The following is a 24,373-nucleotide window of genomic DNA, read 5'->3' on the forward strand; positions in this document are numbered from 1 at the left end:
AGTCAGTGAAAACGAGAAGGGCCCCCTCCGCGGAGGGGGCCCTTCTGTGTAGGTGGACTCAGCCCGCAGCGAGGCTGTCAACCAGCTCGCTGAGGTGCCGGGGGCTGCTCGTGCCCGGCATCGGGATGACATGTGGGCCGAGGTCGAGGAGCCACCGGAGAGCCTTCCCGGCCTCTCCGCGCTCTGCGAGCACACCGGTACCCAGAGGCGAGTAGGCCACGAACGGAATACCCAGCTTCCGGCAGTGCTCGACGGTGCTGAGGTCGTCCTGCATTTCCAGGCTGAGCTTGTTCTGGACGGCTGCCACCGGAATGACTTCCGTGGCGCGGTCGATCTCGGCCGGCCCGACCTTTGAGAGTCCGATGTGCGCGATCTTTCCCTCGGATCGAAGCTCTGCGAGCGCGCCGACCTGATCCAGGAATGGCACCTCGGGGTCGTTGCGGTGGAGGTAGCACAGGTCGAGCTGGTCCACGCCGAGACGCCGCAGGCTGCCTTCCACGGCCGCACGCAGATAGGCCGGACGGCCCAGAGGGGCCCACATGTTGGGGCCGGGCCGAACCATGCCGACCTTCGTGGCGATCAGCAGCTCCGTGTCCAGCCGAGCGGGCGCCAGGCAGTCATGGATCAGCTCCTCGACCGTGTAGGGGCCGTAGGCGTCGGCGGTGTCGATGTGCGTGATCCCGTGGACGCGGACGGCCTCCAGGAGAACCATGCTCGGGCCGACGCGATCAGCGGGCATGTGCCAGGAGTCGCGTCCCGCCAGGCGCATGGTGCCAAGGCCAAGGCGAGAGACAGTCCTTCCGGCGATGGCGATGGTGCCGCCTGGAGGCGTCACGCCGCGATCCCGATCGTGATGCGCTTGACCAGCACGGTCACGGCGTCGCCGTTGTAGTCGGCGCTCGTGAGCTTCTTGTGCGGCAGGTTGAGGCTGTAGATCAGGGAGTGCACGTTGCGGTCCACGGCCGCTCGGTACTCCAGGTCGCGGTCTCGGGTGTCGCCCAGCGGGATCGCCGGGTCCAGCACGGTAGCCACGATGTGGTCGTACGTGTCGGCGTGGGCCTTCACCAGGCCCAGGAGCCGGTCTGCGATCTTCGGGTCCGGGTCCTGACCGGAGCGTTCGAGCGCGGCCATGTAGTAGGCGAGCGGGTCGATAGCGGAGCGGTCGATCAGGACGACGTCCGCGTTCAGGGTGGCCTCGGCAACTGCCGCCGCAGAAGCGGCAATGATCCACTCGGTGCACTCAGGCGTCTGCTTCTGGAGCTTCGGGAAGCCGAGCTCGGCGGCCTTCGCAGCGAAGGAAGCAGGGGTGCGGGCCACGGTGAGTCCGGTGGCCCGCAGCTCCATCTCCAGGCGCTTGAGGAGAGTGGTCTTGCCGGTCGAGTGAGTGCCGGTCAGAGCGACCCGGACGGGGGTAGTCACCACAGTGTTTGCTCCTCGTGTTCAGGGTGAGTGGACAGGCCAGGCATGCCGGGCGGTACGGCCTTTGCGGCAAGGTCTTGCCACGAGCCGTAGTGACCGGCGAGGTTGTGCAGTAGGAGAGCGGTGGCGTGGGCGTCGTACCCGGCGCGGTGTCGCGTGCCGGCCACTCCGTCCAAACTGATCCGGGTGTGGGTGATCAATGCATCGAGGCTGAAACCCCTGTGGCCTGTGAGGGTGGCTCGTGCCAGCCGAAGCGTGTCGATCACCCCTGCGGGCTTCCAGGAAGGCATGTGCCGTGTGAGGACGCTGTATTCGACCGTGGCCGAGTGGGCGCAGATCCAGGCGCCGTCCAGTAGCTCCTGTACCTGTTCGGCAACCTCGGACCATGCCGGGGCCTCGGCGGTCATGTCGTTGCTGATGCCGTGGATGCGGCTGATCCGCGGAGGGATGGGCGTGGACGGCTTGATCAGCCAGGTGCGCGTCGCTTCCGGCCGGGGAAGGCCGTCTTGGACGGGAACGGCGGCTACTTCCACGAGGTCGGGCGGGGTAGCTCCGTTGCCCTCCACGTCAACGACGAACAGTGGGCTAGGCCAGGAGGCGAAGTTCACGAGGCGGGGGCTCCTTGCTCCCCTCCGCTCCAGCCGATCTCGGCGCGGCCGTGACGGCGTTCGCGGTGGGGGTGGGCACGGTCATGGACCTGGAAACCGTAGCCGTGCTGCATGAAGTAGCGCGGCTGCTCCTTGAGTCCGGCGGTGATGATCGCCCGCTCGGTAATCTCCACCGGCCCTGTGGCGCCCAGTTCAGCAGCGAGCTTGTCAGCGTCAGCCTTCGACGGCGCCTTCCACGCTGCCGCGCACAGCCCGAGTTGACGCTTCGGGCAGATGTCGCACAAATCCTTGATGCCGAAGTGGCCGTTGTAGTCAGCCAGGCCATGGGCGTATGCGACGGCGCAGGAGGTCTTTCGGAAAAGCGGCCCCCACGGCTCTTCGCTGTCGGCCGGCCGCTGGAACAGGTTGAGGATGCGATCCTCAAGCTGCTCGGGCATGATCTTGCGGCGAGCAGTGCCCTCGTACGGGGAGGGAAGTTCGTTCTCCTCGTAGTACGCGGAGATTTCGTCGCGGAAGAACAAGCCGGTGAACACCGACGCGTGCGCGTACTGGGACAGGTCCTTGGCCGTGGCCAGGTGCTCGTCCGTGTCGTTGAGGCCCGGCACGATGGGCCGCCAGTAAAAGATCGTCCGGTACGACTTCGCGTGGGCATAGAGCGTCTTGAGGCTCTTGGCGGCGATGTTCGAGTCCACCGGTTCGATGCCCGAGTGCTGGATGCCGGAGTAGGTGACCAGGACCGTCACCTTGATGTTCTTGAACGAGTTGAGGATGGCGCAGTCCTCGGGCTCGACCCTCCACCGGGTGATGACCAGGACGTGGTTAGTCAGGCCGCGCTCGTCCAAGAGGCGCAGCGTGTTGAACGTGTGCGGCTTCACCACGGGGAGCATGGGGTCCGTCGCCTTGTTGAAGACCTGGATCGGTGTGACGTGCGGCCGGAAGTACCCGTGACCGGTCAGGGCGGCCACGGCGTCCTCGTCCGACATCAACGCCCGCGGCGCCTTCATGTCGAAGTTCTTGTAGAGGTGGCGGATGCAGTATCCGCACTCCAGCGGGCAGCCGATGACGTGGTTCAGAGACAGGCCGCTTTTCCGGTACTCGATCGGGTCGGCCAGGTCCGGCTGGAGCAGTGCAATCTGAGCCGGGGTCATGCGCGGCAGGAACCTCCGGCCGTAGGCCGGCAGCGGGGACATGGTGATCTCGGTCTGTGTCATGAGGTGCACCTCTTCTGGTCAGTCAGGTCCCCGCCGGGCTCATTGAATGGCTGCGGTCCTGGCAGCGGGGGTGCTGCTTTGAGTAAGTCCGACTCGCGCTGGAGGAGAATCGCGCGATCCAAAATGGGGATCACCGCGTCGAGGCGGCGGTACAGGGCGCGATGGGTTACGTGGCGACACACAAAGGTCACCAGCACCCACAGCACATGACCGGCTCGGTCGCGGAGGGTCGGCACCGGAGGGATGAGGATTCTCCGAACATTCCGTTCGTAGTTGGTGAGGGGCGGTCTCTTCCGACGTACCTTCATCGGCTGGCGCAGACGCATCGACACGTCACCTCCGAGCCAGAGCCACGACGGCGGCCACGGACACGAACGCGAGCACAGCGAGGTAGGCGTACAGGATGCGGACCAGAACGGGGTTGTCCTTGCGGAGAACCTTCAAGGCGGCGAAACCCGTCTTACCGCCGGCCTCGGCCTTGAAGCCAAAGAGGGAAACGCGGAGTTGGGCGTGCTCTGCCGGGTCGTCGGACTCCAGGTGCATGTCGAGCATGGCGTCGATCTCGTCGTATCGTCCGAGCTGGCGCCGAAGTCCGATCAGGGAACGGATGCGCTTGAGATTCCAGAAGGCGGCCACAGTCGGCTACCTCTCTCCTTTGAAAGGGGCCTGGTCGGCCCCTAGATGGGGCGAAATACGTTGTGCGCTGCCCGCATGTGCCAGACCTTGTTGCCGTCCAGCACGAGATCCCATGGGGGCCGCCCGAGCGTCACTGCGGCCTCCCTAGCGCGCCGTTATGAGCAGTGCAGCCAAGGCGAAGGCCGTAAGGGACAAGGCGGTGAGGCAGTTCTGCAAGAAGACCGTGAGTTTGTCGTCGTCCCTGCGGCGCATGGGTCTTCCTTGCTTTTGGAGCCTGGCCGGGCCCACGCAGGAGTGATCTGGACCCGGCCAGGGTCTTGCCCTCGCCCCGGCGGGGATGGCCCTCCCATCAAGGCGGCCGACACGCCAGACGTGGGCTGTGGCGGCGTTATGGCAAGCCTTGATTGCCGGGGCGAGGAGTCCTAGGAATTGCGGCGGTAGACCTCGACGGGCTTGCCGACCACCAGCGGCGGGCGGGTGCGGAAGAGAAGGACCCGGCCGGTACCGCCCCGTACCCGCATGTCCCTGACGAGATGGAACTGACCGCCGAGGTACAGGTAGTCGTCTATGTGCACGTCCCAGGGAAGGACCTGCGCCTTGGTCGTACCCACAGGGGGGAGGGGGCGACTCGGAGCCTTGTCCTTCTTCTTCGGGGTGGCCGCGATGATCCGAGCTCGCTTTCGCGCAGCCTCTACACCGGGGTCAAGAATGCACACCGCAGTGCGGGCTGCGAACTTCCCCCCGCCGTCGCTCAGCAGCCACAGAACCCCACGTTCGACCGCATCGACCTTTCCGGGCCGGTTTCGTTCCGTGTCGATTACTCGGTCGCCGATCTTGAACGGGAAGGGATTCCTGGGCGTGATCATTCGGGTGCCCACGCGCATCATGACGACCTCCTAGCCGGGGGCTCGTTGTTCCCGATTACTCGCAGGGCCGGCTCACCGCGGATCGTCTGCGCCTCCGCCTCCGAGGCGTACCGGCACAGGACTTCCATAACCGTCCAGCGCTGCGACCCCGGCGGTCGAACGAGGGTCAGCTGGCTCTTATCAACGTCGACCGCTTCGACCTCGCCCACGATGCTCCGGCCGTCAACCACGACGTCACCCTTCTTGTACGTCATCAGGGGCGCCTCGGAACCTGCAAGTCGCGGGCCAGCTTCCGTGCACCAGTCACCGACAGGAGGCCGATGCTGAACATGAAGGCGTCCGGTCCGGAGTGATTCCGCAGCACCTCACGACGCATGTCGCGGGTGTCGTAGCCAGCAGCCGCCAGGGTCGCCCGAAGCTCCTCGAAGACCTGCGTGGCTTCCTGCTCCGTGACGGCCCTGATCGGCAGCGCGGGCATATCCGTGGGGGGCATCGTCGCTCCGTTCCGTCCATCTTCCCGGTCTGGGTATGAGCTTCGGCCCGCGCGGCTACGCTGAACAGGAGTTTTATTGGGATGAGTTGGAGAAGGCAGAAAAGATGGGGACTGCTCCGCGCGGCCGACCGCGACTAGATCTGGACACGTCGACACCTGCTGGACTGCTCGGGTCCAAAGTGCGCCGAATGAGGGACGCGCGTGGGTGGACCCCGAAGCGGCTTGCAGACGAGGTTTTCAGCAACGAATCCCTGATCAGGAAGCTGGAGCGGGGTCAGGCGAGTCCGTCGGAAGGGCTGGTAGCCAAGCTCGACAAGGTCTTCGACGCCGGCGACGAGCTGAACGAGCTGTGGCCGCTCCTGGCCATCAAGACCGTCACTGAGTACGCCGAAGGATTTCTGGACCACCAGAAGCGAGCCAAAAAGATCCAGGAGTACTCGCAGGTCGTGCCTGGTCTGTTCCAGACTCACGACTACGCGTTCGCCCTTGCTGAATCCATGTCTTTCGTGAACGGCCGAGACCCGGTGGCCGTGGCTGAAAGTCGTGTCGAACGTCAGGCCATACTCACGGGCCCCTCTGCCCCATGGTTCCTGGCCGTCCTGGACGAGGCGGCGATCCGACGTGTGGTCGGATCGAAGTCGGTGATGGTTGAGCAGCTTGAGCACCTGATCAAGTTGAGCGAGAGGCCGCGGATTGAGGTCCACGTGCTGTCCTTCGGTGAGACCGTCCCCGCAGTCCTGACGGGCAGTCTGTCCGTACTGACCATGCGGAGCGGTACCACGGTGGCCTACACCGAAGGCCCGTCAACGGGAAGAATGTTCCAAGGCAGTGAGGCTGATAGCTACGCTGTCCTCTACGATCGCGTCCTGAGTAGCGCGCTGCCGAAGACTCGGTCGATCGAACTGATCCGTGCAGTGATTGAGGAGTACCGCAAGTGAGTGCTGACCTGGTGTGGCGCAAGTCCAGTTACAGCGGTGGAGACCCGGACAACTGCGTTGAGGTCGCTGCGGGCGACGCTCCCGTCGTCCACGTGCGCGACACCAAGGACCACGGCAAGGGACTGCTGACGGCGTCGCCTGCGGCCTGGTCCGCGTTCCTCGGCTACGCCAAGGGTGGCGAACTCTAGGCCCCCGTCACGTCTGTATGAACGAACTGACCCCCTCCGCAGCCAGTGCCGCGGAGGGGGTTAGTTCACCTCCGCAAGTTGGAATGTGACATTCGTGGTACGGTCGTAAATGCACGGAGGCCCCTCCCTGGGGAGGGGCCTCGCTTAGCGGTTAAAGTTGGGATGTGACACTGTGGGTGACCGGGGCGAGGTCGTGACGCAGGAAGACTGCCTGGACGCCTTCTGGCAGACCGTTGCCGAGTTGACCATCAAGTACGCCGACCGCCTTGCGGAGGGCTAGGCCGCCAGCTCCTGGTCCTTCTTGGCGGGCTTCGGCGGCGGCGGAACCCACATGGGCCAGATCGTGCACTTGGTTGCGACCTTCCGGCCACGGTTCACCCGTATCTCCCGCACCAAGGTCTTGATCAACTTTCGCTGGTCGGCCACATCTGCCACCTCCAGCAGCTTCATGACCGTCGCGAAGTCCTCGATCTCGGGCTTCGGCGTAATTACCGGAGCGTCCTTGATCTTCTTCTTGAGGGTGGCCTGCTCCTCCTTGAGGCGGTATTTCATACCGTCGTATTCCGCCCGGCGGCGACGGGCGGCCTCGTCCGAGATCAACTCGTTGAGGACGGCATCCGTCAGCTTGTCTTCCTTGGCCCGTAGCTCCGTCAGCTCCCGGGTGATCTGATCCAACCGAATCGTCTCCTCGGTGGCCTTCTCCTTGATCTGCTGCGCCTGGAGCTGAGCCACGCGGGCCGGCACGCTTCCAGCGCCCTGCGGATCTTCCTCAACGCGCTTCAACAGCCAGTCCTTGACGACTGTCATGACCGTCTCCAGCGAGACGTAGACACCCCCGCCAGGGCAGTCCTTGAACTTCATCTGCCGTGTGCATCGGAACAGCACGTCGAAGGGGTTGGGCTTCCCGTCCTTCCAGGGCCTCTGGACCTTCTTGGCGCGAAGCATGGCGTGCATATTGTTGCCGCAGCCCGAGCATGTCAGGGCTCCCGAGACTTCGTACTTAGCTGAGTGGTCGTGGGCCTTGTCGTCGTCCTGCTTGCCCTTGAGGCGACGCGCAACGTACGCATCCCAGACCTGCTCGCAGTAGACAGGATCGTCCCAGATCGCCTGATGCTTGCCTCGGTAATAGAGGTACGAGGTGATGTCCCTGTGCGCGCTCTTACGCCTCTTCTTGGTGGTCCCGTCCTCGCGTGTGATCACGACATGGAGCTCTTCCGGAAGCGTGTACCGGACGTAGCCAAGCCCGAAGCCGGAATCCAAGATCGAGTAGAGGTCCCCGGCGTCGATCTCCCGGCCCGTCCAGTGAACGACTCCCTTCGCGCGCAGCCACAGAACCATTGACCGTGCCGACTTGCCCTTGATGGCGTCAAGGTAGAGCTGGCCGTAGATGGGGTTAGTGACCCTGTCGCGCTTGAGGACGCCGTCCTTGCAGTTCGGGCACTTGTCCATAGGCTTGCCCGGTTCGGGTGTAGGGCATGTGTCGCAGCGGTAGTAACCGAACTTTCCGCGGCCAGCCGAACCGTGGGGGAGGCCGTGATTCTTGCGGCGCTCGATGGCCGCCTTCCACATGTCCGACTTCTGGTTGGACTCCAGCTCGGCAATGTTGAGCATCTGAGCGATGGCGAAGCGGCCGATCGTCGTCTTGCCGTCGAAGTCCTCGTGAGCTGCCCGGACCTCGATCCCGTAGGCCAGGAGATCGTCAAGGTGTTGCAGCGACTCACGCAGGTTGCGCCCAAAGCGCGACCAGATCCAGAGGATCAGGACATCGAATTCCTTGTTCCGGGCCATCTCCTTGATCTCGGAGATCTTCCGGTCCTCGAACTCTCGGCCAGACTCACCGAGGTCCATGATCGGCTCGATGGTCACTTCGATGTCGTTTGCATCGGCCAGCTTCATGCCGTGGCCGACCTGGAGTTCCGGGCTGATCATGTCCGCCCGAGCCTGAGATACGCGGACGTAGATGATGCCGCGCTTCTTACGCCGGAACGATGCGGGTATTCCGTCGTCCTCGGCGGGGCGGAGTCGGATGGGGGCAGGTGCGGGAACCACGGTTGTCACGTCCTCCAACGATAGGTGATGGATACACCCGTCGCTGACGGACCAAAGTCCCGACCAGGCAGTGCCTAGGTCCCGTGATGCACACTCGGAGCGACGAAGGACGCGCCGAACATGGCCACCACGTGCTGGGCGCCGAGCCCGATCGTCCGGGGCCAGGAGAGCCGCTCGTCCGGGCGGACGACGGCGCCGGGGGCGGGCGTCCGCCCGTCACCGTGCAGGGTCCAGCGCACGCCGAGGCCCATGGGTTCGCTCCAGTTCGTTCCGTGCTGAGAAGAATCAGCGCCATGGTAGTGGGACCCAGGAGGTCAGGTCCCATCCGTGAATTCCGCGCGGAGCATTGTCACCCGGAACTGCGGGCCCTACGCTCCAACGGCCTTGCTCGTGAACAGAGTTCATACATGTGAAGTTCCTAGGTGGGGAAGGTGCCTCTATGGGTGGAATATCCGAGATGGGTGGCGGAAGGGCACGCGGCCGGCTGGTGGCCCTGCTGGCCGCCGCGGCGGCCGTCGCCTCGGCGCTCGTCCCGACGGCCTCGCACGCCGCCGCTCCCCGTCCCGCCCCCCTCCGGGCCCCGCACACCGTGGTCGTCGACGGCGCGCGTATGAGGGAGGCGCGGCTGCGGCTCGACGCGGGCGACCCCGCACTGCGCACCGCCGTCGGGAAGCTGACCACGGCGGCCGACGGCTGGCTCGGCCAGGGGCCCTGGACGGTGGTGGACAAACCGGAGCCCGCACCCGGCGGCGACCCCCACGACTACCTCAGCCAGGCGCCGTACTGGTGGCCCTCCCGGCCCCGGACCGCCGACAACCCCCGGGGCTGCCCGTACGTACAGAAGGACGGGCAGCGCAACCCCGAGGTCGACACCGGCACCGACCGCCCGGACCTCGGCAGGATGGTGAGCTCGGTGACCACGCTCAGCCTCGCCTGGTACTACACCGGCCGGGCCCGGTACGCCGAGCAGGCCTCGGCCGCCCTGCGCACCTGGTTCCTGGACCCGGCGACCCGGATGAACCCCAACCTCGACCACGGCCAGTTCATCCCCTGCAAGTACGACGGCCGGGCGATCGGCATCATCGACTTCTCCCAGCAGTACACCGGGGTCCTGGACGCGGTCGCCGTCCTCGACCTGGGCGCGCCCGGCTGGCGGGCCGAGGACAGCACACGGATGCGCGACTGGAACAAGGAGTTCCTGAACTGGCTGCTGACCTCGCCCTTCGGCAAGGAGGAGTCGGCCGCGAAGAACAACCACGGCACCTTCCAGGACATGCAGATCGCCGCGCTCGCCCTCGCCACCGGCGACCGGGCGCTCGCCGCGGACACCGTCCGGGCCGCCGCGAAGCTGAGGGTCGATCCGCAGATCGCCGCCGACGGCAGCCAGCCCCAGGAACTCGCCCGCACCCGCAGCTGGCACTACTCCGCCTTCGACCTGGTGGCGTACAGCAGGCTCGCCGCGATCGGCCGGCATGTCGGTGTGGACCTGTGGGGCTATCGGGGGCCGCAGGGGCAGAGCCTGTTCAAAGCCGTGGACTATCTGCTGCCCGCGGCCACCGGGGCGTCCGCCTGGCCCCACCCGGAGCTGGAGTTCTACCGGTACGCGGCGAGCGACGTGGTGCACGCGGCGGCCGACGCGGGCGACCGGAGGGCCCGCGCGGCCGTCCCGAGGCTCCAGGCCCCGCCCGGCGGCGACCTGTGGGCGCTGCGGCCCGCCGCCGAACAACTGGACTCGATCGCCGGCTGAGGCGGAGCGCGAGCGCCCGACGCCGTTATGTCTGGTGCCCGATGTCTGATGCCCGACGCGGGGGATGTCTGAGGCCTGACAGGGAAAGACCCGCCGCGCGACGAGCGTCCCGCCTGAACCGCCCCCCATACGGTTCAGCCGCGGGCTACGGGGCGGCGCCGGTGGACCGCGCCGGCGCCGCCTCCACGGCGTCCCCGCCGCCCGCCTTCCGGGCGCGCGCTCCGGTACGCAGCACGTCCGCGCCCGCCACCAGCCCCAGCGCCAACACCGTGACCAGGCCGAACGACACCACCAGGGAGGTCAGATCGGCGATGCCGCCGATCGTCGAGGGGGCCACCAGGCCCGAGGTGTACGTGATGGTGGCGACGCCCGCTATCGCCTGGCTCGGGTTCGGGCCGCTGCGCCCGGCCGCCGCGAAGGCGAGCGGCACCACGACCGCGACCCCCAGGCCCACCAGGGCGAATCCGGCCATCGCCACGGCCGGCGCGGGCGCCAGGACCACCGCGAGCCCGCCCGCCGTGGCCAGGACGCCGCCGCAGCGGACCGTCCGTACCGCGCCGAACCGGTCCACGACCCGGTCGCCCGCGATCCGCGCCACCGTCATGGTCAGGGTGAACGCGGTGGTCGAGGCGGCGGCGAGCCCCGCCGAGGCGTCCAGGGTGTCCCGCAGGTAGACCGCCGACCAGTCCAGGCTCGCCCCCTCGGCGAAGACCGCGCAGAACGCGACGAGGCCGATCACCACCGCCGTCCTCGGCGGCAGGGTGAAGCGCGGCGGCGGCGCCTCGCCGGGCGCGCTGCGCAGATCCAGCACGGCGCCGCAGACGAGCGCGCCCAGCGCGGTGAGGACGGCCGCCGCGACCAGGTGGTGCACGCGCGCGTCGACGCCGAGGTGCGCGGCGAGCGTGCCGGCGGTCGAGCCGATCAGGGCGCCCGCGCTCCACATGCCGTGCAGCCCCGACATGATGGACCGCCCCAGCCGGTCCTCGGTCTCCACGCCCAACGCGTTCATGGCCACATCCGACAGGCCGGCCGTCGCCCCGAGGACGAAGAGCGCCGCACAGAGCGTGTAAAGGTTCGGCGCGAGCGCCGGGAGGGCGAGTGCCAGGGTCCACAGGGCGAGCAGCCCGCGCAGTGCCCGGCGCGCGCCGAAGCGGTGCGTGACCGCGCCCGAGAGCGGCATCAGCAGCGAGGAGCCGATGGCGGGGAACGCCAGCGCCAGACCGAGCTGCCCGGTGGAGATGCCGGTGTGCTCCTGGATCCACGGGACCCGGGTGGCGAAGTTCCCGGTGACGGTGCCGTGGACGCAGAACACCGCGGCGATCGCGATCCTGGCCCGCCTCAACTGCCGTGCGCCGACGTTCGCTTCGGTCCTCATCCGGCCGGTCCTCCCCTGGAAATGGTCGCTGTGGTCCGGTGCCCGCGATAAACTATCAGGAACCCTGCCTGATAAATACTCCGCCGTCCATCGGCTTTCGGTCGTCTGGAAGGATTCCGGCATGCCCGCATCACCGAGCACCGCCCGGGTCATCAACGACCGCCTCGCCCTGCGTCTGCTCCAGGACGAGGGGCCGCTGACGGCGGGTCAGCTCAAGAAGCTCACCGGACTGTCCCGGCCCACCGTCGCCGACCTGGTCGAACGGCTCCAGGGTTCGGGGCTGGTCCAGGTCGTGGGGGAGTCCGGCGCCGAGCGGCGCGGACCCAACGCCAAGCTGTACGGGATCGTCGCGGACCGGGCGCATCTCGCCGCCCTCGACGTGCGCACCGACAGCGTCACCGTCGTCGTGGCGGACCTGCTCGGCGCGACCCTCGCCCGGGCCGCCCTGCCGATCGACGCCGAGGCCGGGACGGGGCCGGCCGTGGAACAGGCGGTGGCGCTCCTGGAGCGCACCGCGAAGGAGGCGGGCGCCGAGCGGCTGCACAGCATCGGGATCGGGGCGCCCGGCCTGATCGACCCGGCGACGGGCGAGCTGCGCGACAGCACGGGGCTGCCCGCCTGGCACCGGGCCCTGGTCCCGGCCCTGCACGGACGGCTGTCGGCCGCGGTCCTCGTCGAGAACGAGGTGAACCTGGCGGCGATGGCCGAACACCGCCTGGGCGCCGCGCGCGGCCAGTCCGACTTCGTGCTGTTCTGGCTGGGCCAGGGTGTGGGGGCCGCGGTCTTCCTGGACGGGAAGCTGCGCAGGGGCGCTTCCGGCGGCGCGGGCGAGATCGGCTTCCTGCCCGTCCCGGGCACCGGGCGGCTGCCGTCCGCGACCGGCTGCGACGGCGGGTTCCACGCGCTCGCGGGCGCCGAGGCGGTGGTGCGGCTCGCCGCCCGGCACGGGCTGAGGGGCGGCGCCGAGACCCTGGTGCGCGAGGCGGACGGCCCGTTCCTCGACGCGCTCGCCGAGCGGATCGCCATCGGCGCGGCGGCCGTGGTCTCCGTACTGGACCCGGGTCTGATCGTCCTGGGCGGCGAACTCGGCCACGCTGGCGGCGCGTCGCTGGCCGCCCGGGTGCGAACCCGGCTCGCCGCCCTCACCCCCCTCGACGCCGAGGTCCGGCCCAGCGAACTCGGGGACCGGGCGGTGCTGCGCGGTGCCCTGCTCGCGGCCCGGGACGCGGCGCAGGACGAGCTGTTCGCGCCCTGACGCACCGCACCCCGGCCGGGGAGTCCGGCCGGGATGCGGGTGTCCGGGGCGGGTGCCCGGCGGGGCGGCAAGGGCCTCAGGTCGCGCCGCCGGGCGTTCGGGGGGCGGGGCTTCAGCAGGCGCCGAGGTCCTGCCAGACGCCCCACTCGCCGGTGGTCCCGGGCTCCTCGCCCTTCGTCCACCACTTCGACTTCCAGGTGCGGGACTTGTACGCGACGCTCGTGCCGCCGCCGTACTCGGCCGTGGCCGACCAGACGGGCGCGGCACAGGAGCCCCCGCCGGTGGTGCCCCCGGTGGACCCGCCGGTGGTCCCGCCCGTGGTGCCGCCGGTGGTCCCGCCCGTGGTGCCGCCGGTCGTGCCACCCGTGGTGCCGCCGGTCGTCCCGCCCGTGGTGCCGCCGGTCGTGCCGGTGTCCGGCTCGGTGGGCGTCGCGCCCCGGGTGAGGTCCCCGGTCACCGCGTAGGTCCGGCCGCCGAAGGCCACCGTCCAGTTGGAGGGTGTGGACACCGGCAGGTAGTAGACGAAGTCCAGCGTCACCGAGGCGCCCGGGGCCAGCGACTGCCAGGCCGGGAGCTTCAGCGAGACCCGGTTGTAGTCACCCTTCAGGCCGCCCACGTTGCTGCCGCTGTGGTCGCTGCGGACGACCGTCGTACCGAAGCCGGACTGGTCCTTGGCGTTCGCCGGGGCCGAGGTGCCGTAGTCGAACTGGAACTCCGTACCGCCCGGCAGCGCCGCCCGTGTCCGGTTGGTGAGCGTCACCTTCGGGCTGATCGGGTAGTTGGAGTCGCCGAGCGGGAACTGCCCGAAGTCCACCCCGATGTCGAGCGCCTGCGTCGGCAGGGTCACCGAGGAGCGCCTGGCGCCGTAGGGGGCTGCCGACTTGAACTTGTCGTACATCGCGGACGTCAGCGTCGAGCCCGGCTCGTACTGGCCCTTGGCGGCGTTGTAGCGGTAGTCGCCCGCGAGCTCCCAGACCATCGTGCCGCCGATGCCCTTGTCGACCACGTAGTCGGCCTTGGCGTTCACCGACTGCTCGTCCTCGGTGGACAGGAAGACCTTCTTCTGGTCGTTCCACAGCCAGGGCGCGACCAGCGTCGAGCTGTACTGGCGCGCGTAGGCGCCGGTCAGCCTGGTGTCGGCGGGGAAGCCGTACTTGGTGACGTAGTCGCCGACGACGCCCTTCTCCAGGTTCTTGGCGTGCCACATCGGGTTGGAGCCCGCCGGGGCCTCCTTTCCGTTGTCGTCGAGGTCGTGCCAGAGGTTGTCGATGCCGGTCGCGCCGTCACCGCACTTGGTCAGCCCCGACCCGGCCGGACAGCTGGTGGAGGCGGCCCGGCCCCACAGCCCGTCCGTCCCGCCGGTCACGTTCTTGAAGCCCCGCGTGTAGTACGGCAGGCCCATGTTGATGCGCCCGGCCGGCATCGAACCCCGGAAGTAGTGGTAGGCCCAGTCGGCGTTGAGATAGCCGGTCCCGCCGTACTGGGAGGTCGAGTAGACGCCCGCCGCGGCGAGTTCCGCGTCCTTGCCGTCGTCGAAGAGCGAGGCGTTGGGGCCCACGTACTCGTTCCAGGCGCCGTGCAGGTCGTACGACATGATGTTGACGTAGTCCAGGTACTTCTGGACCTGGAAGGTCTCCATGCCGCGCAGCAGATAGCCGGAGGAGGGGGCCGCGACCGAGAGCAGATAGTGCCTGCCGTCGGCCGCCCCCGCGCGGTCCAGCCGCTCGCGGAGCGACTTCATCAGCGCCGCGTAGCCCTTGACCAGGCCCGCCCGGCGCGCGTTGGACAGCGTCCAGTCCAGCGGGTTGCCCGCGTCCTTCATCGTCGTGGGGTACTCGTAGTCGATGTCGACGCCGTTGAAGCCGTACTTCTTCACGAAGGCGACGGCCGAGTCCGCGAAGGTGTCGATGCCGGGCTGGTTGACCGAGCCGTCGGCGTTGGTGGCCACCGAGTAGAAGCCGCCCGAGGCGACACGCTTGCCGTCGTCCCCGAAGTAGCCGCCGGTCTCGGCCCAACCGCCCACCGAGATCAGCGTCTTCACGTTCGGGTGCTGCTTCTTGAACTTGTTCAGGAGGTTGAAGTGGCCCTTGTAGGGGAGCGCGGGGTCCATCTCCGCCCCGGCCACGCCGGGCCAGGTCATCCCGGTCGCCGCGTTCTTCTCGCCGTCGGCGCCGACGGAGATCTTGTTGTCGGAACCGATGTGCGCGAAGGCGTAGTTGACGTGGGTGACCTTGTCCCACGGGATGTCGGAGGCGAGGTAGGCAGGGGTCCCGTCCTGGCCGGTGCGCCAGCCGGTGAAGTACCCGATGACCCGGCGCTGATGGTCGGCGCCCATCTTCTCGCGGCCCTCAATGTCGTACACGGAGCAGTACGGGACGTCGACGCCCGGGGTCCGGTAGAGCCCGTCGGGGCGGCATACCTCGTTGTCGGCGGCGTGCGAGACGCCCGCGGAGAGCGTCGAGAGCAGCAGCCCCGCGACCGCGGCACCGGTCGCGAGCAGAGTGGCTCTCGTACGAGTGGGGGACAGCACGGTCTGTTCCTCCTGGGGGAGGTCGATGTGACACGGCGGACTGCGGGCGGTCGTGCGTCGGCCCCGGTGTGCGCACACCGGCGGGCCTCACCTCGGAGGTGACACGGAGATTAAGAGGACTAGACCAAAGCGTCAATAGGTATGGACCAATGCCGGGCTCCGGCAGAGCGGGCGAGGTGACGGACGGTGACCTCGGCTACCGTCCGCGACCACACTGTGACCCAGGCCATAGATGTTCGCCCGTATGGCCGACGATCAGGCGTGGCACACTGACCCTGTACCAGCAGCAGCGCACTCCGGGGTCGGTGTAATTCCGAACCGGCGGTAATAGTCCGCGACCCGGCCGCATCCAGTGGCCGGTTGACCAGGTGGAATTCCTGGACCGACGGTGAAAGTCCGGATGGGAGGCAGTGCGCGGCGGGCGGGCCCCGAGGGCTCATGCCGGCCGTTCCGCTGATCGCCGTCACCGGCGATCGGTGTCCTTCGGCCATGCGTGAGCTGTCCGTACGGCCCTGTTCCCGCTCTCTGTCGTTCATCGACAGCCCCGGAGTCCGTGCCCGAAGAGGCAGGAGGACCCGGTGGCCACCGCAGCCGACGCAGACGCCATGCGCCGAGCCGTCGAGCTCGCCGCGCGCGGACTCGGCTCCACCAGCCCCAACCCCGTCGTCGGCTGTGTCATCACCGACGCCTCGGGCGCCGTCGTCGGCGAGGGCTTCCACCAGAAGGCCGGCGGCCCGCACGCCGAGGTCCACGCCCTGTCCGCCGCGGGCGACCGGGCCCGGGGCGGCACCGCCTACGTCACCCTCGAACCCTGCAACCACACCGGTCGCACCGGCCCCTGCGCCCAGGCGCTCATCGAGGCCGGCGTCACCCGTGTCGTGTACGCGGTCGGCGACCCGAACCCGCAGGCCACCGGGGGCGCCGACACGCTCGCGGCGGCGGGCGTCGAGGTAGAGCAGGGGCTGCTCGCGGACGAGGCCGAGGCGGGCAACGCCGCCTGGCTCACCTCCGTACGGCTCGGCCGCCCGTACGTCCTGTGGAAGTACGCGGCGACCCTGGACGGCCGGATCGCGGCCGAGGACGGCAGCAGCCGCTGGATCACCTCGGACGCCTCCCGCGCCGACGTCCACCGGCTGCGCGCCGAGGCGGACGCCGTGGTCGTGGGCTCCGGCACCGCCCGCGCCGACGACCCCCATCTCGCGGTACGCGGGATCGACGGCGCCGTCCAGCCGCTGCGGGTCGTCGTCGACACCGAGGCCGCGGCCGTACTGCCCGGCGCCCGGGTGCTCGACGGGGCCGCGCCGACCCTGATCGCGGTCGCCGAGGACGCCGACACCGCCCATCTGGCGGGCACCGAGGTGCTGCGGCTGCCGCGCGCCGCCACAGGTCTGGACATCCCGGCGCTGCTGGCCGCCCTGCACGGCCGGGGCGTGCGGTCCGTGCTCCTGGAGGGCGGCCCGGCCCTCGCCGGAGCCTTCGTCGCCGCGGGCGCGGTCGACAAGGTCGTCGGCTACCTCGCACCCGTCCTGCTCGGCGCGGGCCCGGCGGCCCTGGCCGGCGGCGGAATCACCACGATCTCCGAGGCGTTGCGGCTCGAACTGACCGAGACCGTCCGCATCGGCCCCGATCTCCGTATCAGTGCCACTCCCAAGGAGCGTTGAGCGTGTTCACCGGAATCGTCGAAGAGCTGGGTGAGGTCACCGCCGTCGAGAAGCTCGGCGACTCCTCCCGCTTCCGTCTGCGCGGCCCCGTCGTCACCGAGGGAGCCCGGCACGGCGACTCGATCGCCGTCAACGGAGTCTGTCTGACCGTGGTGGAGAGCGGCGACGGCGAGTTCACCGCCGACGTCATGGAGGAGACGCTGAAGCGCTCCAGCCTCGGCGCCCTCGACGTGGGCTCCCGCGTCAACCTGGAGCGGCCGATGGCCGTGGGCGGGCGCCTCGGCGGCCACATCGTCCAGGGCCATGTCGACGGCACCGGCGCCATCGTGGCGCGCACGCCCTCGGAGAACTGGGAGATCGTCAAGGTCTCGCTGCCCGCGGAGCTCTCCCGGTACGTCGTCGAGAAGGGCTCGATCACCGTCGACGGCGTCAGCCTCACGGTCGTCGACGCCGGCCCCGACTACTTCACCATCAGCCTCATCCCCACCACCCTCGCGCTGACCACGCTCGGCCGCAAGCAGCCCGGCGACCCGGTCAACCTGGAGGTCGACGTGATCGCCAAGTACGTCGAGCGCCTGCTCGGCGCCCGCGGCCAGGAGGACCCGAAGTGAACTGGCTCAACTCCGAGGCGTTCACCGCCTTCGACCAGCACATCATGTGGTCCGACATGATCGGCAACACGGTCGGTCTGGCCGCCCTCGCGCTCGGCTGGCGGCGCTCCATATGGACCTGGCCCGCCCAGCTCCTGTCCGGCCTCATCCTGCTGGCCGCGTTCAGCACCGCCCACCTCTCCGGCAGCGCGGGCAAGCAGCTGGTCGTCATCGTGGTGGCGCTGTGGGGCTGGTACCAGTGGCGCGGCGGACGGCGCCAGGGCCAGGACGGCTCCATCGCGGTGCGCTTCGCCACCTGGCGCGAGCGCGGAGCGCTCGTCGCGGGCGCGGCGCTCGGCACCCTCGCGGTCGGCGCCCTGTTCACCGCCTACCCGACGCTGTCGTGGGACCCGTGGCCGGACGCGTACATCTTCGTCGGCACGATCGTCGCCATGTACGCCCAGGCGCGCGGCATGGTCGAGTTCTGGCTCGCCTGGCTGCTCGTCGACGCCGTGGGCGTGCCGCTCAACTTCGCCAACGGCTTCGCCTTCTCCGGCTTCGTCTACGTCATCTACGGCGCAATCGTCCTGTGGGGCCTGCGCGACTGGTGGCTGCGCTCCCGTACGAGCGCGCAGCCCGTCCTGGAAGGAGCGGCGGCATGAGCGCCACCACACCCACCTGGTACTCCACCGACAACCGCGAGGACCTCTCCCTCGACCCCGTCGAGCAGGCGATCCGCGACATCGCGGCGGGCCGGCCGGTCGTGGTCGTGGACGACGAGGACCGCGAGAACGAGGGCGACCTCGTCGTCGCCGCCGAGAAGGCGACCCCCGAGATCGTCGCGTTCATGATGAGCGAGTGCCGCGGGCTGATCTGCGCGCCCATGGAGGGCGAGGCGCTCGACCGGCTCCGGCTGCCCCAGATGGTCGACCACAACACCGAGTCGATGAAGACCGCGTTCACCGTCTCGGTCGACGCGTCCCCCGCGCACGGCGTCACCACCGGCATCTCCGCCGCCGACCGCGCCACCACCCTGCGCCTGCTCGCCCACGGGCAGTCGCAGGCCGGTGACTTCGTCCGCCCCGGGCACATCTTCCCGCTGCGCGCCAAGCCCGGCGGCGTCCTCGCCCGCAACGGCCACACCGAGGCCGCGGTCGACCTCGCCCGGCTCGCGGGACTCGCCCCGGCCGGCGCGATCGTGGAGATCGCCGGTGAGGACGGTGTGATGCTGCGGCTGCCCGAGCTCATCCCGTTCGCCCGCAAGCACGGTCTGACGATCATCTCCATCGAGGACCTGATCGCCTACCGCCGCTCCAGCGAGCCGACCGTGCGCCGCGAGGCCGAGGTCCACCTCCCCACCTCCTTCGGGGAGTTCACCGCCTACGGCTACCGCTCCACCGTGGACGGCGTCGAACACGTCGCCCTCGTCCACGGCGAGCTCGGTGACGGCGAGGACGTGCTGGTGCGCGTCCACTCCGAGTGCCTGACCGGCGACATCTTCCACTCGCTGCGCTGCGACTGCGGGCCGCAGCTCCAGGCCTCCATGGAGCGCATCACCGAGGCGGGCCGGGGCGTCGTGGTCTATCTGCGCGGCCACGAGGGGCGCGGCATCGGACTGCTCTCCAAGCTGCGCGCCTACGAGCTCCAGGAGCGGGGCCGCGACACGCTCGACGCCAACCTGGAGCTGGGCCTGCCCGCCGACGCCCGCGACTACGCGGCCGGTGCGCAGATCCTGCAGAACCTGGGCGTACGCAGCCTGCGGCTGATGACCAACAACCCCGAGAAGACCGACGCCCTGGTCCGCCACGGCCTCCAGGTCGTCGGCCGCGAGCCGATGCCGGTCACGGCGGGCGAGCACAATCTGCGGTACCTGACCACCAAGCGCGACCGGATGGGACACGACCTGCCGTGGCTGGACGCGACCGCGTCGACCTGCGGCAACCAGTGACGGCACCGGCAGCGACACCCGTAACAGCGAAGATCACCGAGGAGTAGCACGTGAGTGGCAAGGGCGCACCCGAACTGTCCGTACGCAACTGCGCAGACCTCCGGGTCGCCGTGATCGCGGCGCAGTGGCACGAGAAGGTCATGGACGGACTCGTCGACGGCGCCCTGCGCGCCCTGCACGAGCTCGGCATCGACGAGCCGACCCTGCTGCGCGTCCCGGGCAGCTTCGAGCTCCCGGTCGTCGCCAAGGTCTGCGCGGGCCGGGGCTACGACGCGGTCGTCGCCCTCGGCGTCGTCATCAGGGGCGGCACACCGCACTTCGATTACGTGTGCCAGGGTGTCACCAACGGTCTCACCCAGGTCAGCATCGACACCGGCGTACCCGTCGGCTTCGGCGTGCTGACCTGCGACACCGAGGAGCAGGCCCTGGACCGGGCCGGCCTCGAAGGGTCGAACGAGGACAAGGGCCACGAAGCGGTCACCGCCGCCGTCGCCACGGCCGCCACGCTGCGCACCGTCAGCGAACCCTGGCGCTGAGTGGCAGGGACGCACCCCTTACCCTGAGAAGCATCATGGCGAACAAACCCTCCAAGAGTTTCGAAGAGCTCTTCACCGAGCTCCAGCTCAAGGCCGCCAACGGCGACCCCTCCACCTCCCGCACCGCCGAGCTGGTGGACAAGGGCGTGCATGCCATCGGCAAGAAGGTCGTCGAGGAGGCCGCCGAGGTCTGGATGGCCGCCGAGTACGAGAGCAAGGACGCCGCCGCCGAGGAGATCTCGCAGCTGCTGTACCACGTCCAGGTGATGATGGTCGCGCGCGGGATCTCCCTCGACGACGTCTACGCGCACCTCTGAGCACAGCCCGATACCCCACCCCCTTACGCGAAGGAAGCCGACCTCATGCTGCGCATCGCCGTCCCCAACAAGGGTTCACTGTCCGGACCTGCGTCGGCGATGCTCCATGAGGCCGGCTACCAGATGCGCAAGGAGTCCAAGGAACTCGTCCTGGTCGACCCGGCCAACGAGGTGGAGTTCTTCTACCTCCGTCCCAAGGACATCGCGATCTACGTGTCGGCGGGCAAGCTCGACATCGGCATCACCGGCGAGGACCTGCTGATCGACTCGGGTGCCGACGCCGAGGTGATCCTGCCGCTCGGCTTCGCCCGCTCCACCTTCCGCTTCGCCGCCAAGCCCGGGACCGTCTCGGGCATCGAGGACCTGGCGGGCAAGACGATCGCCACCTCCTACGAGGGCATCGTCGCCAAGCACCTGGCCGAGGCCGGTATCGCCGCCTCCGTGGTGCACCTCGACGGGGCCGTGGAGACCGCCATCGAGCTGGGCGTCGCCCAGGTCATCGCGGACGTCGTGGAGACCGGCACCTCGCTGCGCAACGCGGGTCTGGAGGTCTTCGGCGACCCGATCATGAAGTCGGAGGCGGCCGTCATCCGTCGCACCGGCGCCGACGCCGAGAACCCCAAGGTCCAGCAGTTCCTGCGCCGCCTCCAGGGCGTCCTGGTCGCCCGCAGCTACGTGATGATGGACTACGACTGCCGCGCCGAGCACCTGGAGCGGGCCGTCGCCCTCACCCCCGGCCTGGAGTCGCCGACGATCTCGCCGCTCCACAACGAGGGCTGGGTCGCGGTGCGCGCCATGGTCCCGGCCAAGGAGGCCCAGCGGATCATGGACGACCTGTACGAGCTGGGCGCCCGCGCCATCCTCACCACGGCCATCCACGCCTGCCGGCTCTGACCGGCCGCCGACCCCCGACTCCCGTACGGAAGTGACGTTCCCCGTGTCCGCCCCCGCGCCCCAGCTCCCCGCTCTCCCGGTCACGTTCCGGCCGACCCGCACCCGGGCCGTACTGCTGAGCGTGGGCGCCGTGATGTTCGCCGTGATCACCGGCATCGCACTGCTCCTGGAGAACATGAGCGGGGGCGAGCGGGCCAGCTTCGTGTTCACCGCCGCGGTCTTCTTCGCGGTCCTCGCGCTGCTGAGCCGCCCCAAGGTCGTCGCCGACGACACGGGCGTCACCGTCGTCAACCTCACCCGGACCCGGCGGCTCGCCTGGGCGGAGATCCTGCGCGTCAACCTCCGCCCCGGCGACCCGTGGGTCTTCCTGGACCTCAGCGACGGCACCAGCCTGCCCGCGCTCGGCATCCAGCCCGGCATCGCCAAGGAGCGGGCCATCCGCGACGCCCGCGCGCTGCGCGCGCTCGCCGAGTCGCACGGCACCCGCCAGGACGGCTGACCCACCCCTTTTCAGCACCGGGGCAAGCATTGCGGCGACGATCTCAATAGCTACCCTGGTGGACGTGGCGCGCGACGCGCCGGCCCCGCGCAGAAGGCGGCACCATCGGCCTGCGGGGCACCAACGACCCGAGGAGTGACTCCCTCCAGCAATGGACGGATCGTCCGGTAGTACCCGCGCCGCCCCCTCGCAGGAGGCGGCGGCATGACCACCCCCCTGCTGCTGCTCGCCGCGGCATTCCTTCTCATCCTCGCCAACGGGTTCTTCGTGGCCGCCGAGTTCGGCCTGGTCACCGTGGAGCGTCCGGACGCCGAGCAGGCCGCCGCCGAAGGCGACCGCCGCGCCGGTACCGTCGTGGCGGCCCTGCGCGAGCTGTCCTTCCAGCTCTCCGGCACCCAGCTCGGCATCACCATCACCTCGCTCGTCGTGGGCATGCTCGCCGAGCCCGCGCTCGCCGGACTGCTCGACGGGCCGCTCACCGCGGCCGGCCTGCCGGACCGGGTGGCGCCCGGCGTGAGCGTCGTCATCGGCATGCTGCTCGCCTCCGCCGTCCAGATGGTGATCGGCGAACTCGTCCCCAAGAACTGGGCGGTGTCGCGGCCCCTCCAGGTCGCGCGGTTCGTCGCCGGCCCCCAGAGCCGCTTCTCCCGGCTCTTCCGGCCCGTCATCGCCCTCCTGAACACCGTCGCCAACCGGCTGGTCCGGGCGCTCGGCGTGGAGCCGGCCGACGAGCTGGCCTCCGCCCGCACCCCGGGCGAACTGGTGTCCCTGGCCCGCCACTCGGCCCGGGCCGGAGCCATCGAGCAGGACACCGCCGACCTCTTCGTACGCACGCTGGCGCTCGGCCGGCTGACCGCGGAGAACGTGATGACGCCGCGCGTGAAGGTGAGCGCGCTCCAGACCTCGGCGACCGCCGCCGACGTCCTCAACCTCACCCGGGCCACCGGGCTCTCCCGCTTCCCCGTCTACCGGGAGCGGATCGACGAGGTCGTCGGCATGGTCCACCTCAAGGACGCGCTCGCGGTGCCGCCGCAGGAGCGCCACCGCACACCGGCCGCGCGGATCGCCGTGCCGCCCCTGCTGGTGCCCGAGACCCTCCCCGTGCAGCAGCTCCTGGAGCGGCTGCGCAGCGAGCAGCCGATAGCCGTGGTCGTCGACGAGTACGGCGGCACGGCCGGGGTCGTCACCCTGGAGGACATCGTCGAGGAGCTCGTCGGCGAGGTGCGCGACGAGCACGACGCCGAGGGCGACACCGGGCCCGAGCTCGCCGCCGTGGCGAGCGACGACGGCCGCCCCGCGTGGGAGGCCGACGGCAGCTGCCGGGTGCTGAGCCTGCGCCGGATAGGACTGGACGCGCCGGACGGGCCGTACGAGACGGTCGCCGGACTCGTCGCCGATCTGCTCGGACGCATCCCCGTCCCCGGTGACCGCGCCGAGCTGCCCGGCTGGCGGATCCAGGTCCGCCGGGTCGAGCGGTACCGCGCGGAGCGGGTGCGCTTCGTCCGTACGGCCGACGTCAAGAGCGTGGCGGAGGCCGTGCGATGAGCCTGTTGCAACTCTTCTTCGCCCTGCTCCTCGTGCTGGCGAACGGCTTCTTCGTCGGGGCCGAGTTCGCCCTGGTCTCCGTGCGCCGCAGCCAGATCGAACCGCTCGCGTCCCAGTCGGCGCGGGCGCGGCAGGTGCTGCACGGTCTGGAGAACCTGCCGCAGATGATGGCGGCGGCGCAGTTCGGCATCACCATCTGCTCGCTGACGCTGGGCGCGGTGGCCGAACCCACCGTCGCCCACCTCCTCGAGCCGGTGTTCGAGGCCGCGCGGGTCCCGGCGGGACTCGTCCACCCCCTCGGTTACGCGATCGCGCTCGCCCTGGTCGTCTTCCTCCACCTCGTCATCGGCGAGATGGTCCCGAAGAACCTGGCGATGGCGGCGCCCGAGAAGACCGCGCTCTGGTTCAGCCCCGGGCTCGTCGCCTTCGCCCGGGTCTGCCGTCCGGTGACGGTGGCGCTGGGCACCTGCGCGCGGCTGGTGCTGCGGGTGTTCCGGGTGGAGCCGAAGGACGAGGTGGAAGCGGTCTTCACCAGCGAGCAGCTGAACCGCCTGGTGGAGGACTCCGGGCAGGCGGGGCTTCTGGACCCGCGGGAGATGGAACGCCTGGAGGACGCGCTGGAGCTGGGCAGCCGGCCGGTGACGGACGTGCTGCTCGCCCGGTCGTCCCTGGTGACGGTCGGCTCCTCGGTGACGCCCCGGGAGCTGGAGGAGCTGACGGTCCGTACCGGGTACTCGCGCTTCCCCGTCTGCGCGGAGGGGGGCGCCTTCATGGGGTTCCTCCACGTCAAGGACGTACTGGACCTGGAGGACCGGGAGCGGGCGGTGCCGCAGCAGGTGTGGCGCCCGCTGGTCACGCTGCGGGCCGAGCTGCCGCTCGACGACGCGCTCACCGTGATGCGGCGGGCGGCGGCGCACCTCGCGCAGGTGGCGGACGCGTCGGGGCGGGTGCTGGGGCTGGTGGCCCTGGAGGACGTCCTGGAGATGCTGGTGGGCGAGGTACGGGACCCGTCGCACCGCCCGTTCCCGGTACAGCCACGTGCGGAACAGGCCCTGGCGGGCTGAGCAC

The 24,373-nt window shown here is 69.6% G+C and carries 26 protein-coding genes, 1 pseudogene and 1 riboswitch; of the genes and pseudogenes, 15 read left to right on the forward strand and 12 right to left on the reverse strand.

The window, feature by feature from the left end:
• Positions 1 to 58 precede the first annotated feature (58 nt).
• The 8 genes from ACZ5ID_RS25185 to ACZ5ID_RS25220 all read right to left on the reverse strand — a co-directional run bounded on the left by ACZ5ID_RS25185 (position 59) and on the right by ACZ5ID_RS25220 (position 5,233).
• Positions 59 to 835 carry an aldo/keto reductase gene (locus ACZ5ID_RS25185; protein ID WP_468901996.1) on the reverse strand — a complete coding sequence of 259 codons (777 nt, stop codon included), beginning with the start codon at positions 833 to 835 and terminating at the stop codon, positions 59 to 61.
• Positions 832 to 1,419, reverse strand: a complete 588-nt coding sequence (locus ACZ5ID_RS25190; protein ID WP_468901998.1) for an AAA family ATPase — start codon at positions 1,417 to 1,419, stop codon at positions 832 to 834. Before ACZ5ID_RS25190 ends, ACZ5ID_RS25185 begins: the two co-directional genes overlap by 4 nt.
• The gene (locus ACZ5ID_RS25195; RefSeq protein WP_468902001.1) at positions 1,416 to 2,027 is read right to left on the reverse strand and encodes a 3'-5' exonuclease; all 612 of its coding nucleotides are present in this window, start codon (positions 2,025 to 2,027) and stop codon (positions 1,416 to 1,418) included. Before ACZ5ID_RS25195 ends, ACZ5ID_RS25190 begins: the two co-directional genes overlap by 4 nt.
• Positions 2,024 to 3,238: a radical SAM protein gene (locus ACZ5ID_RS25200; RefSeq protein WP_468902003.1), complete on the reverse strand. Its 1,215-nt coding sequence runs from the start codon at positions 3,236 to 3,238 to the stop codon at positions 2,024 to 2,026. The genes ACZ5ID_RS25195 and ACZ5ID_RS25200 overlap by 4 nt, the downstream gene beginning before the upstream one ends.
• A 333-nt stretch (positions 3,239 to 3,571) precedes the next feature.
• Positions 3,572 to 3,874 carry a hypothetical protein gene (locus ACZ5ID_RS25205; protein ID WP_468902005.1) on the reverse strand — a complete coding sequence of 101 codons (303 nt, stop codon included), beginning with the start codon at positions 3,872 to 3,874 and terminating at the stop codon, positions 3,572 to 3,574.
• A 422-nt stretch (positions 3,875 to 4,296) separates the two neighbouring features.
• Entirely contained in the window at positions 4,297 to 4,485 is a 189-nt protein-coding gene (locus tag ACZ5ID_RS25210) for a hypothetical protein (RefSeq protein ID WP_468902007.1), read from the reverse strand.
• Positions 4,486 to 4,757: 272 nt separating this feature from the next.
• Positions 4,758 to 4,994 carry a hypothetical protein gene (locus ACZ5ID_RS25215; protein ID WP_468902009.1) on the reverse strand — a complete coding sequence of 79 codons (237 nt, stop codon included), beginning with the start codon at positions 4,992 to 4,994 and terminating at the stop codon, positions 4,758 to 4,760.
• Positions 4,994 to 5,233: a hypothetical protein gene (locus ACZ5ID_RS25220; RefSeq protein WP_468902012.1), complete on the reverse strand. Its 240-nt coding sequence runs from the start codon at positions 5,231 to 5,233 to the stop codon at positions 4,994 to 4,996. The genes ACZ5ID_RS25215 and ACZ5ID_RS25220 overlap by 1 nt, the downstream gene beginning before the upstream one ends.
• A gap of 35 nt (positions 5,234 to 5,268) precedes the next feature.
• Between ACZ5ID_RS25220 and ACZ5ID_RS25225 the strand changes: the two genes are divergently transcribed.
• The 3 genes from ACZ5ID_RS25225 (at position 5,269) to ACZ5ID_RS25235 (ending at position 6,639) form a co-directional block, all read left to right on the forward strand.
• Positions 5,269 to 6,171, forward strand: coding sequence for a helix-turn-helix domain-containing protein (locus ACZ5ID_RS25225; RefSeq protein WP_468902014.1), 903 nt, complete (start codon positions 5,269 to 5,271; stop codon positions 6,169 to 6,171).
• A complete protein-coding gene (locus tag ACZ5ID_RS25230; protein ID WP_267830073.1) occupies positions 6,168 to 6,359 on the forward strand; it encodes a DUF397 domain-containing protein in 192 nt (63 codons plus the stop codon). The genes ACZ5ID_RS25225 and ACZ5ID_RS25230 overlap by 4 nt, the downstream gene beginning before the upstream one ends.
• 157 nt (positions 6,360 to 6,516) lie before the next feature.
• Entirely contained in the window at positions 6,517 to 6,639 is a 123-nt protein-coding gene (locus tag ACZ5ID_RS25235) for a hypothetical protein (protein WP_468902017.1), read from the forward strand.
• On the opposite strand, the gene ACZ5ID_RS25240 is transcribed toward ACZ5ID_RS25235, so the two are convergent.
• Together ACZ5ID_RS25240 and ACZ5ID_RS25245 are read right to left on the reverse strand one after the other, a co-directional pair.
• Positions 6,636 to 8,417, reverse strand: a complete 1,782-nt coding sequence (locus ACZ5ID_RS25240; protein ID WP_468902020.1) for a recombinase family protein — start codon at positions 8,415 to 8,417, stop codon at positions 6,636 to 6,638. The genes ACZ5ID_RS25235 and ACZ5ID_RS25240 overlap by 4 nt on opposite strands.
• An 86-nt stretch (positions 8,418 to 8,503) precedes the next feature.
• Positions 8,504 to 8,659 (reverse strand): annotated as a pseudogene (locus ACZ5ID_RS25245) (nitrate reductase); the annotation flags it as partial.
• 188 nt (positions 8,660 to 8,847) lie between these two features.
• Here ACZ5ID_RS25245 and ACZ5ID_RS25250 point away from each other — a divergent pair.
• Entirely contained in the window at positions 8,848 to 10,155 is a 1,308-nt protein-coding gene (locus ACZ5ID_RS25250; RefSeq protein ID WP_468902023.1) for an alginate lyase family protein, read from the forward strand.
• Between the two features lie 145 nt (positions 10,156 to 10,300).
• Here the strand turns inward: ACZ5ID_RS25250 and ACZ5ID_RS25255 are convergent, their stop codons facing one another.
• Positions 10,301 to 11,530, reverse strand: coding sequence for an MFS transporter (locus ACZ5ID_RS25255; RefSeq protein ID WP_468902026.1), 1,230 nt, complete (start codon positions 11,528 to 11,530; stop codon positions 10,301 to 10,303).
• 121 nt (positions 11,531 to 11,651) lie between these two features.
• Here ACZ5ID_RS25255 and ACZ5ID_RS25260 point away from each other — a divergent pair, with 121 nt between their 5' ends.
• On the forward strand, positions 11,652 to 12,785 hold the full coding sequence (locus ACZ5ID_RS25260) for an ROK family transcriptional regulator (protein ID WP_468902028.1): 1,134 nt from the start codon (positions 11,652 to 11,654) through the stop codon (positions 12,783 to 12,785).
• A 112-nt stretch (positions 12,786 to 12,897) separates the two neighbouring features.
• On the opposite strand, the gene ACZ5ID_RS25265 is transcribed toward ACZ5ID_RS25260, so the two are convergent.
• Positions 12,898 to 15,315: a chitinase C-terminal domain-containing protein gene (locus ACZ5ID_RS25265; protein ID WP_468902030.1), complete on the reverse strand. Its 2,418-nt coding sequence runs from the start codon at positions 15,313 to 15,315 to the stop codon at positions 12,898 to 12,900.
• Positions 15,316 to 15,602: 287 nt separating this feature from the next.
• Positions 15,603 to 15,733, forward strand: a riboswitch (FMN riboswitch).
• 160 nt (positions 15,734 to 15,893) lie between these two features.
• Here ACZ5ID_RS25265 and ribD point away from each other — a divergent pair.
• The 10 genes from ribD to ACZ5ID_RS25315 all read left to right on the forward strand — a co-directional run bounded on the left by ribD (position 15,894) and on the right by ACZ5ID_RS25315 (position 24,369).
• Entirely contained in the window at positions 15,894 to 16,976 is a 1,083-nt protein-coding gene (gene ribD, locus ACZ5ID_RS25270; RefSeq protein ID WP_468902033.1) for a bifunctional diaminohydroxyphosphoribosylaminopyrimidine deaminase/5-amino-6-(5-phosphoribosylamino)uracil reductase RibD, read from the forward strand.
• Positions 16,977 to 16,978: 2 nt separating this feature from the next.
• The gene (locus tag ACZ5ID_RS25275; protein WP_468902035.1) at positions 16,979 to 17,587 is read left to right on the forward strand and encodes a riboflavin synthase; all 609 of its coding nucleotides are present in this window, start codon (positions 16,979 to 16,981) and stop codon (positions 17,585 to 17,587) included.
• Positions 17,584 to 18,228 (forward strand): nicotinamide mononucleotide transporter family protein, encoded by a 645-nt coding sequence (locus tag ACZ5ID_RS25280; RefSeq protein ID WP_468902038.1) that lies wholly within the window; start codon positions 17,584 to 17,586, stop codon positions 18,226 to 18,228. Before ACZ5ID_RS25275 ends, ACZ5ID_RS25280 begins: the two co-directional genes overlap by 4 nt.
• Positions 18,225 to 19,514 carry a bifunctional 3,4-dihydroxy-2-butanone-4-phosphate synthase/GTP cyclohydrolase II gene (locus ACZ5ID_RS25285; protein WP_468902040.1) on the forward strand — a complete coding sequence of 430 codons (1,290 nt, stop codon included), beginning with the start codon at positions 18,225 to 18,227 and terminating at the stop codon, positions 19,512 to 19,514. The genes ACZ5ID_RS25280 and ACZ5ID_RS25285 overlap by 4 nt, the downstream gene beginning before the upstream one ends.
• A gap of 50 nt (positions 19,515 to 19,564) precedes the next feature.
• Complete coding sequence (gene ribH, locus ACZ5ID_RS25290) at positions 19,565 to 20,050, forward strand: 6,7-dimethyl-8-ribityllumazine synthase (protein WP_358836079.1); 486 nt, start codon at positions 19,565 to 19,567, stop codon at positions 20,048 to 20,050.
• Positions 20,051 to 20,085: 35 nt separating this feature from the next.
• The gene (locus ACZ5ID_RS25295; protein ID WP_188275085.1) at positions 20,086 to 20,367 is read left to right on the forward strand and encodes a phosphoribosyl-ATP diphosphatase; all 282 of its coding nucleotides are present in this window, start codon (positions 20,086 to 20,088) and stop codon (positions 20,365 to 20,367) included.
• Between the two features lie 45 nt (positions 20,368 to 20,412).
• Positions 20,413 to 21,261 (forward strand): ATP phosphoribosyltransferase, encoded by an 849-nt coding sequence (gene hisG, locus ACZ5ID_RS25300; protein WP_468902045.1) that lies wholly within the window; start codon positions 20,413 to 20,415, stop codon positions 21,259 to 21,261.
• A gap of 43 nt (positions 21,262 to 21,304) precedes the next feature.
• Positions 21,305 to 21,760 carry a PH domain-containing protein gene (locus tag ACZ5ID_RS25305; RefSeq protein WP_468902187.1) on the forward strand — a complete coding sequence of 152 codons (456 nt, stop codon included), beginning with the start codon at positions 21,305 to 21,307 and terminating at the stop codon, positions 21,758 to 21,760.
• A 204-nt stretch (positions 21,761 to 21,964) separates the two neighbouring features.
• Positions 21,965 to 23,305: a hemolysin family protein gene (locus tag ACZ5ID_RS25310; protein WP_468902048.1), complete on the forward strand. Its 1,341-nt coding sequence runs from the start codon at positions 21,965 to 21,967 to the stop codon at positions 23,303 to 23,305.
• Entirely contained in the window at positions 23,302 to 24,369 is a 1,068-nt protein-coding gene (locus tag ACZ5ID_RS25315) for a hemolysin family protein (RefSeq protein ID WP_468902051.1), read from the forward strand. Before ACZ5ID_RS25310 ends, ACZ5ID_RS25315 begins: the two co-directional genes overlap by 4 nt.
• Positions 24,370 to 24,373: the final 4 nt, after the last annotated feature.

Source organism: Streptomyces sp. NPDC031670 (assembly GCF_055580545.1).

What these genes read in the sequence shown, in the direction of transcription:
- ACZ5ID_RS25200 (WP_468902003.1), bottom strand. Translation starts at nt 3,238, where the DNA reads ATGACACAGACCGAGATCACCATGTCCCCGCTGCCGGCCTACGGCCGG.
- ACZ5ID_RS25215 (WP_468902009.1), bottom strand. Translation starts at nt 4,994, where the DNA reads ATGACGTACAAGAAGGGTGACGTCGTGGTTGACGGCCGGAGCATCGTG.
- ACZ5ID_RS25220 (WP_468902012.1), bottom strand. Translation starts at nt 5,233, where the DNA reads ATGCCCCCCACGGATATGCCCGCGCTGCCGATCAGGGCCGTCACGGAG.
- ACZ5ID_RS25225 (WP_468902014.1), top strand. Translation starts at nt 5,269, where the DNA reads ATGAGCTTCGGCCCGCGCGGCTACGCTGAACAGGAGTTTTATTGGGAT.
- ACZ5ID_RS25250 (WP_468902023.1), top strand. Translation starts at nt 8,848, where the DNA reads ATGGGTGGAATATCCGAGATGGGTGGCGGAAGGGCACGCGGCCGGCTG.
- ACZ5ID_RS25255 (WP_468902026.1), bottom strand. Translation starts at nt 11,530, where the DNA reads ATGAGGACCGAAGCGAACGTCGGCGCACGGCAGTTGAGGCGGGCCAGG.
- ACZ5ID_RS25260 (WP_468902028.1), top strand. Translation starts at nt 11,652, where the DNA reads ATGCCCGCATCACCGAGCACCGCCCGGGTCATCAACGACCGCCTCGCC.
- ACZ5ID_RS25285 (WP_468902040.1), top strand. Translation starts at nt 18,225, where the DNA reads ATGAGCGCCACCACACCCACCTGGTACTCCACCGACAACCGCGAGGAC.
- ACZ5ID_RS25295 (WP_188275085.1), top strand. Translation starts at nt 20,086, where the DNA reads ATGGCGAACAAACCCTCCAAGAGTTTCGAAGAGCTCTTCACCGAGCTC.
- hisG (WP_468902045.1), top strand. Translation starts at nt 20,413, where the DNA reads ATGCTGCGCATCGCCGTCCCCAACAAGGGTTCACTGTCCGGACCTGCG.
- ACZ5ID_RS25310 (WP_468902048.1), top strand. Translation starts at nt 21,965, where the DNA reads ATGACCACCCCCCTGCTGCTGCTCGCCGCGGCATTCCTTCTCATCCTC.
- ACZ5ID_RS25315 (WP_468902051.1), top strand. Translation starts at nt 23,302, where the DNA reads ATGAGCCTGTTGCAACTCTTCTTCGCCCTGCTCCTCGTGCTGGCGAAC.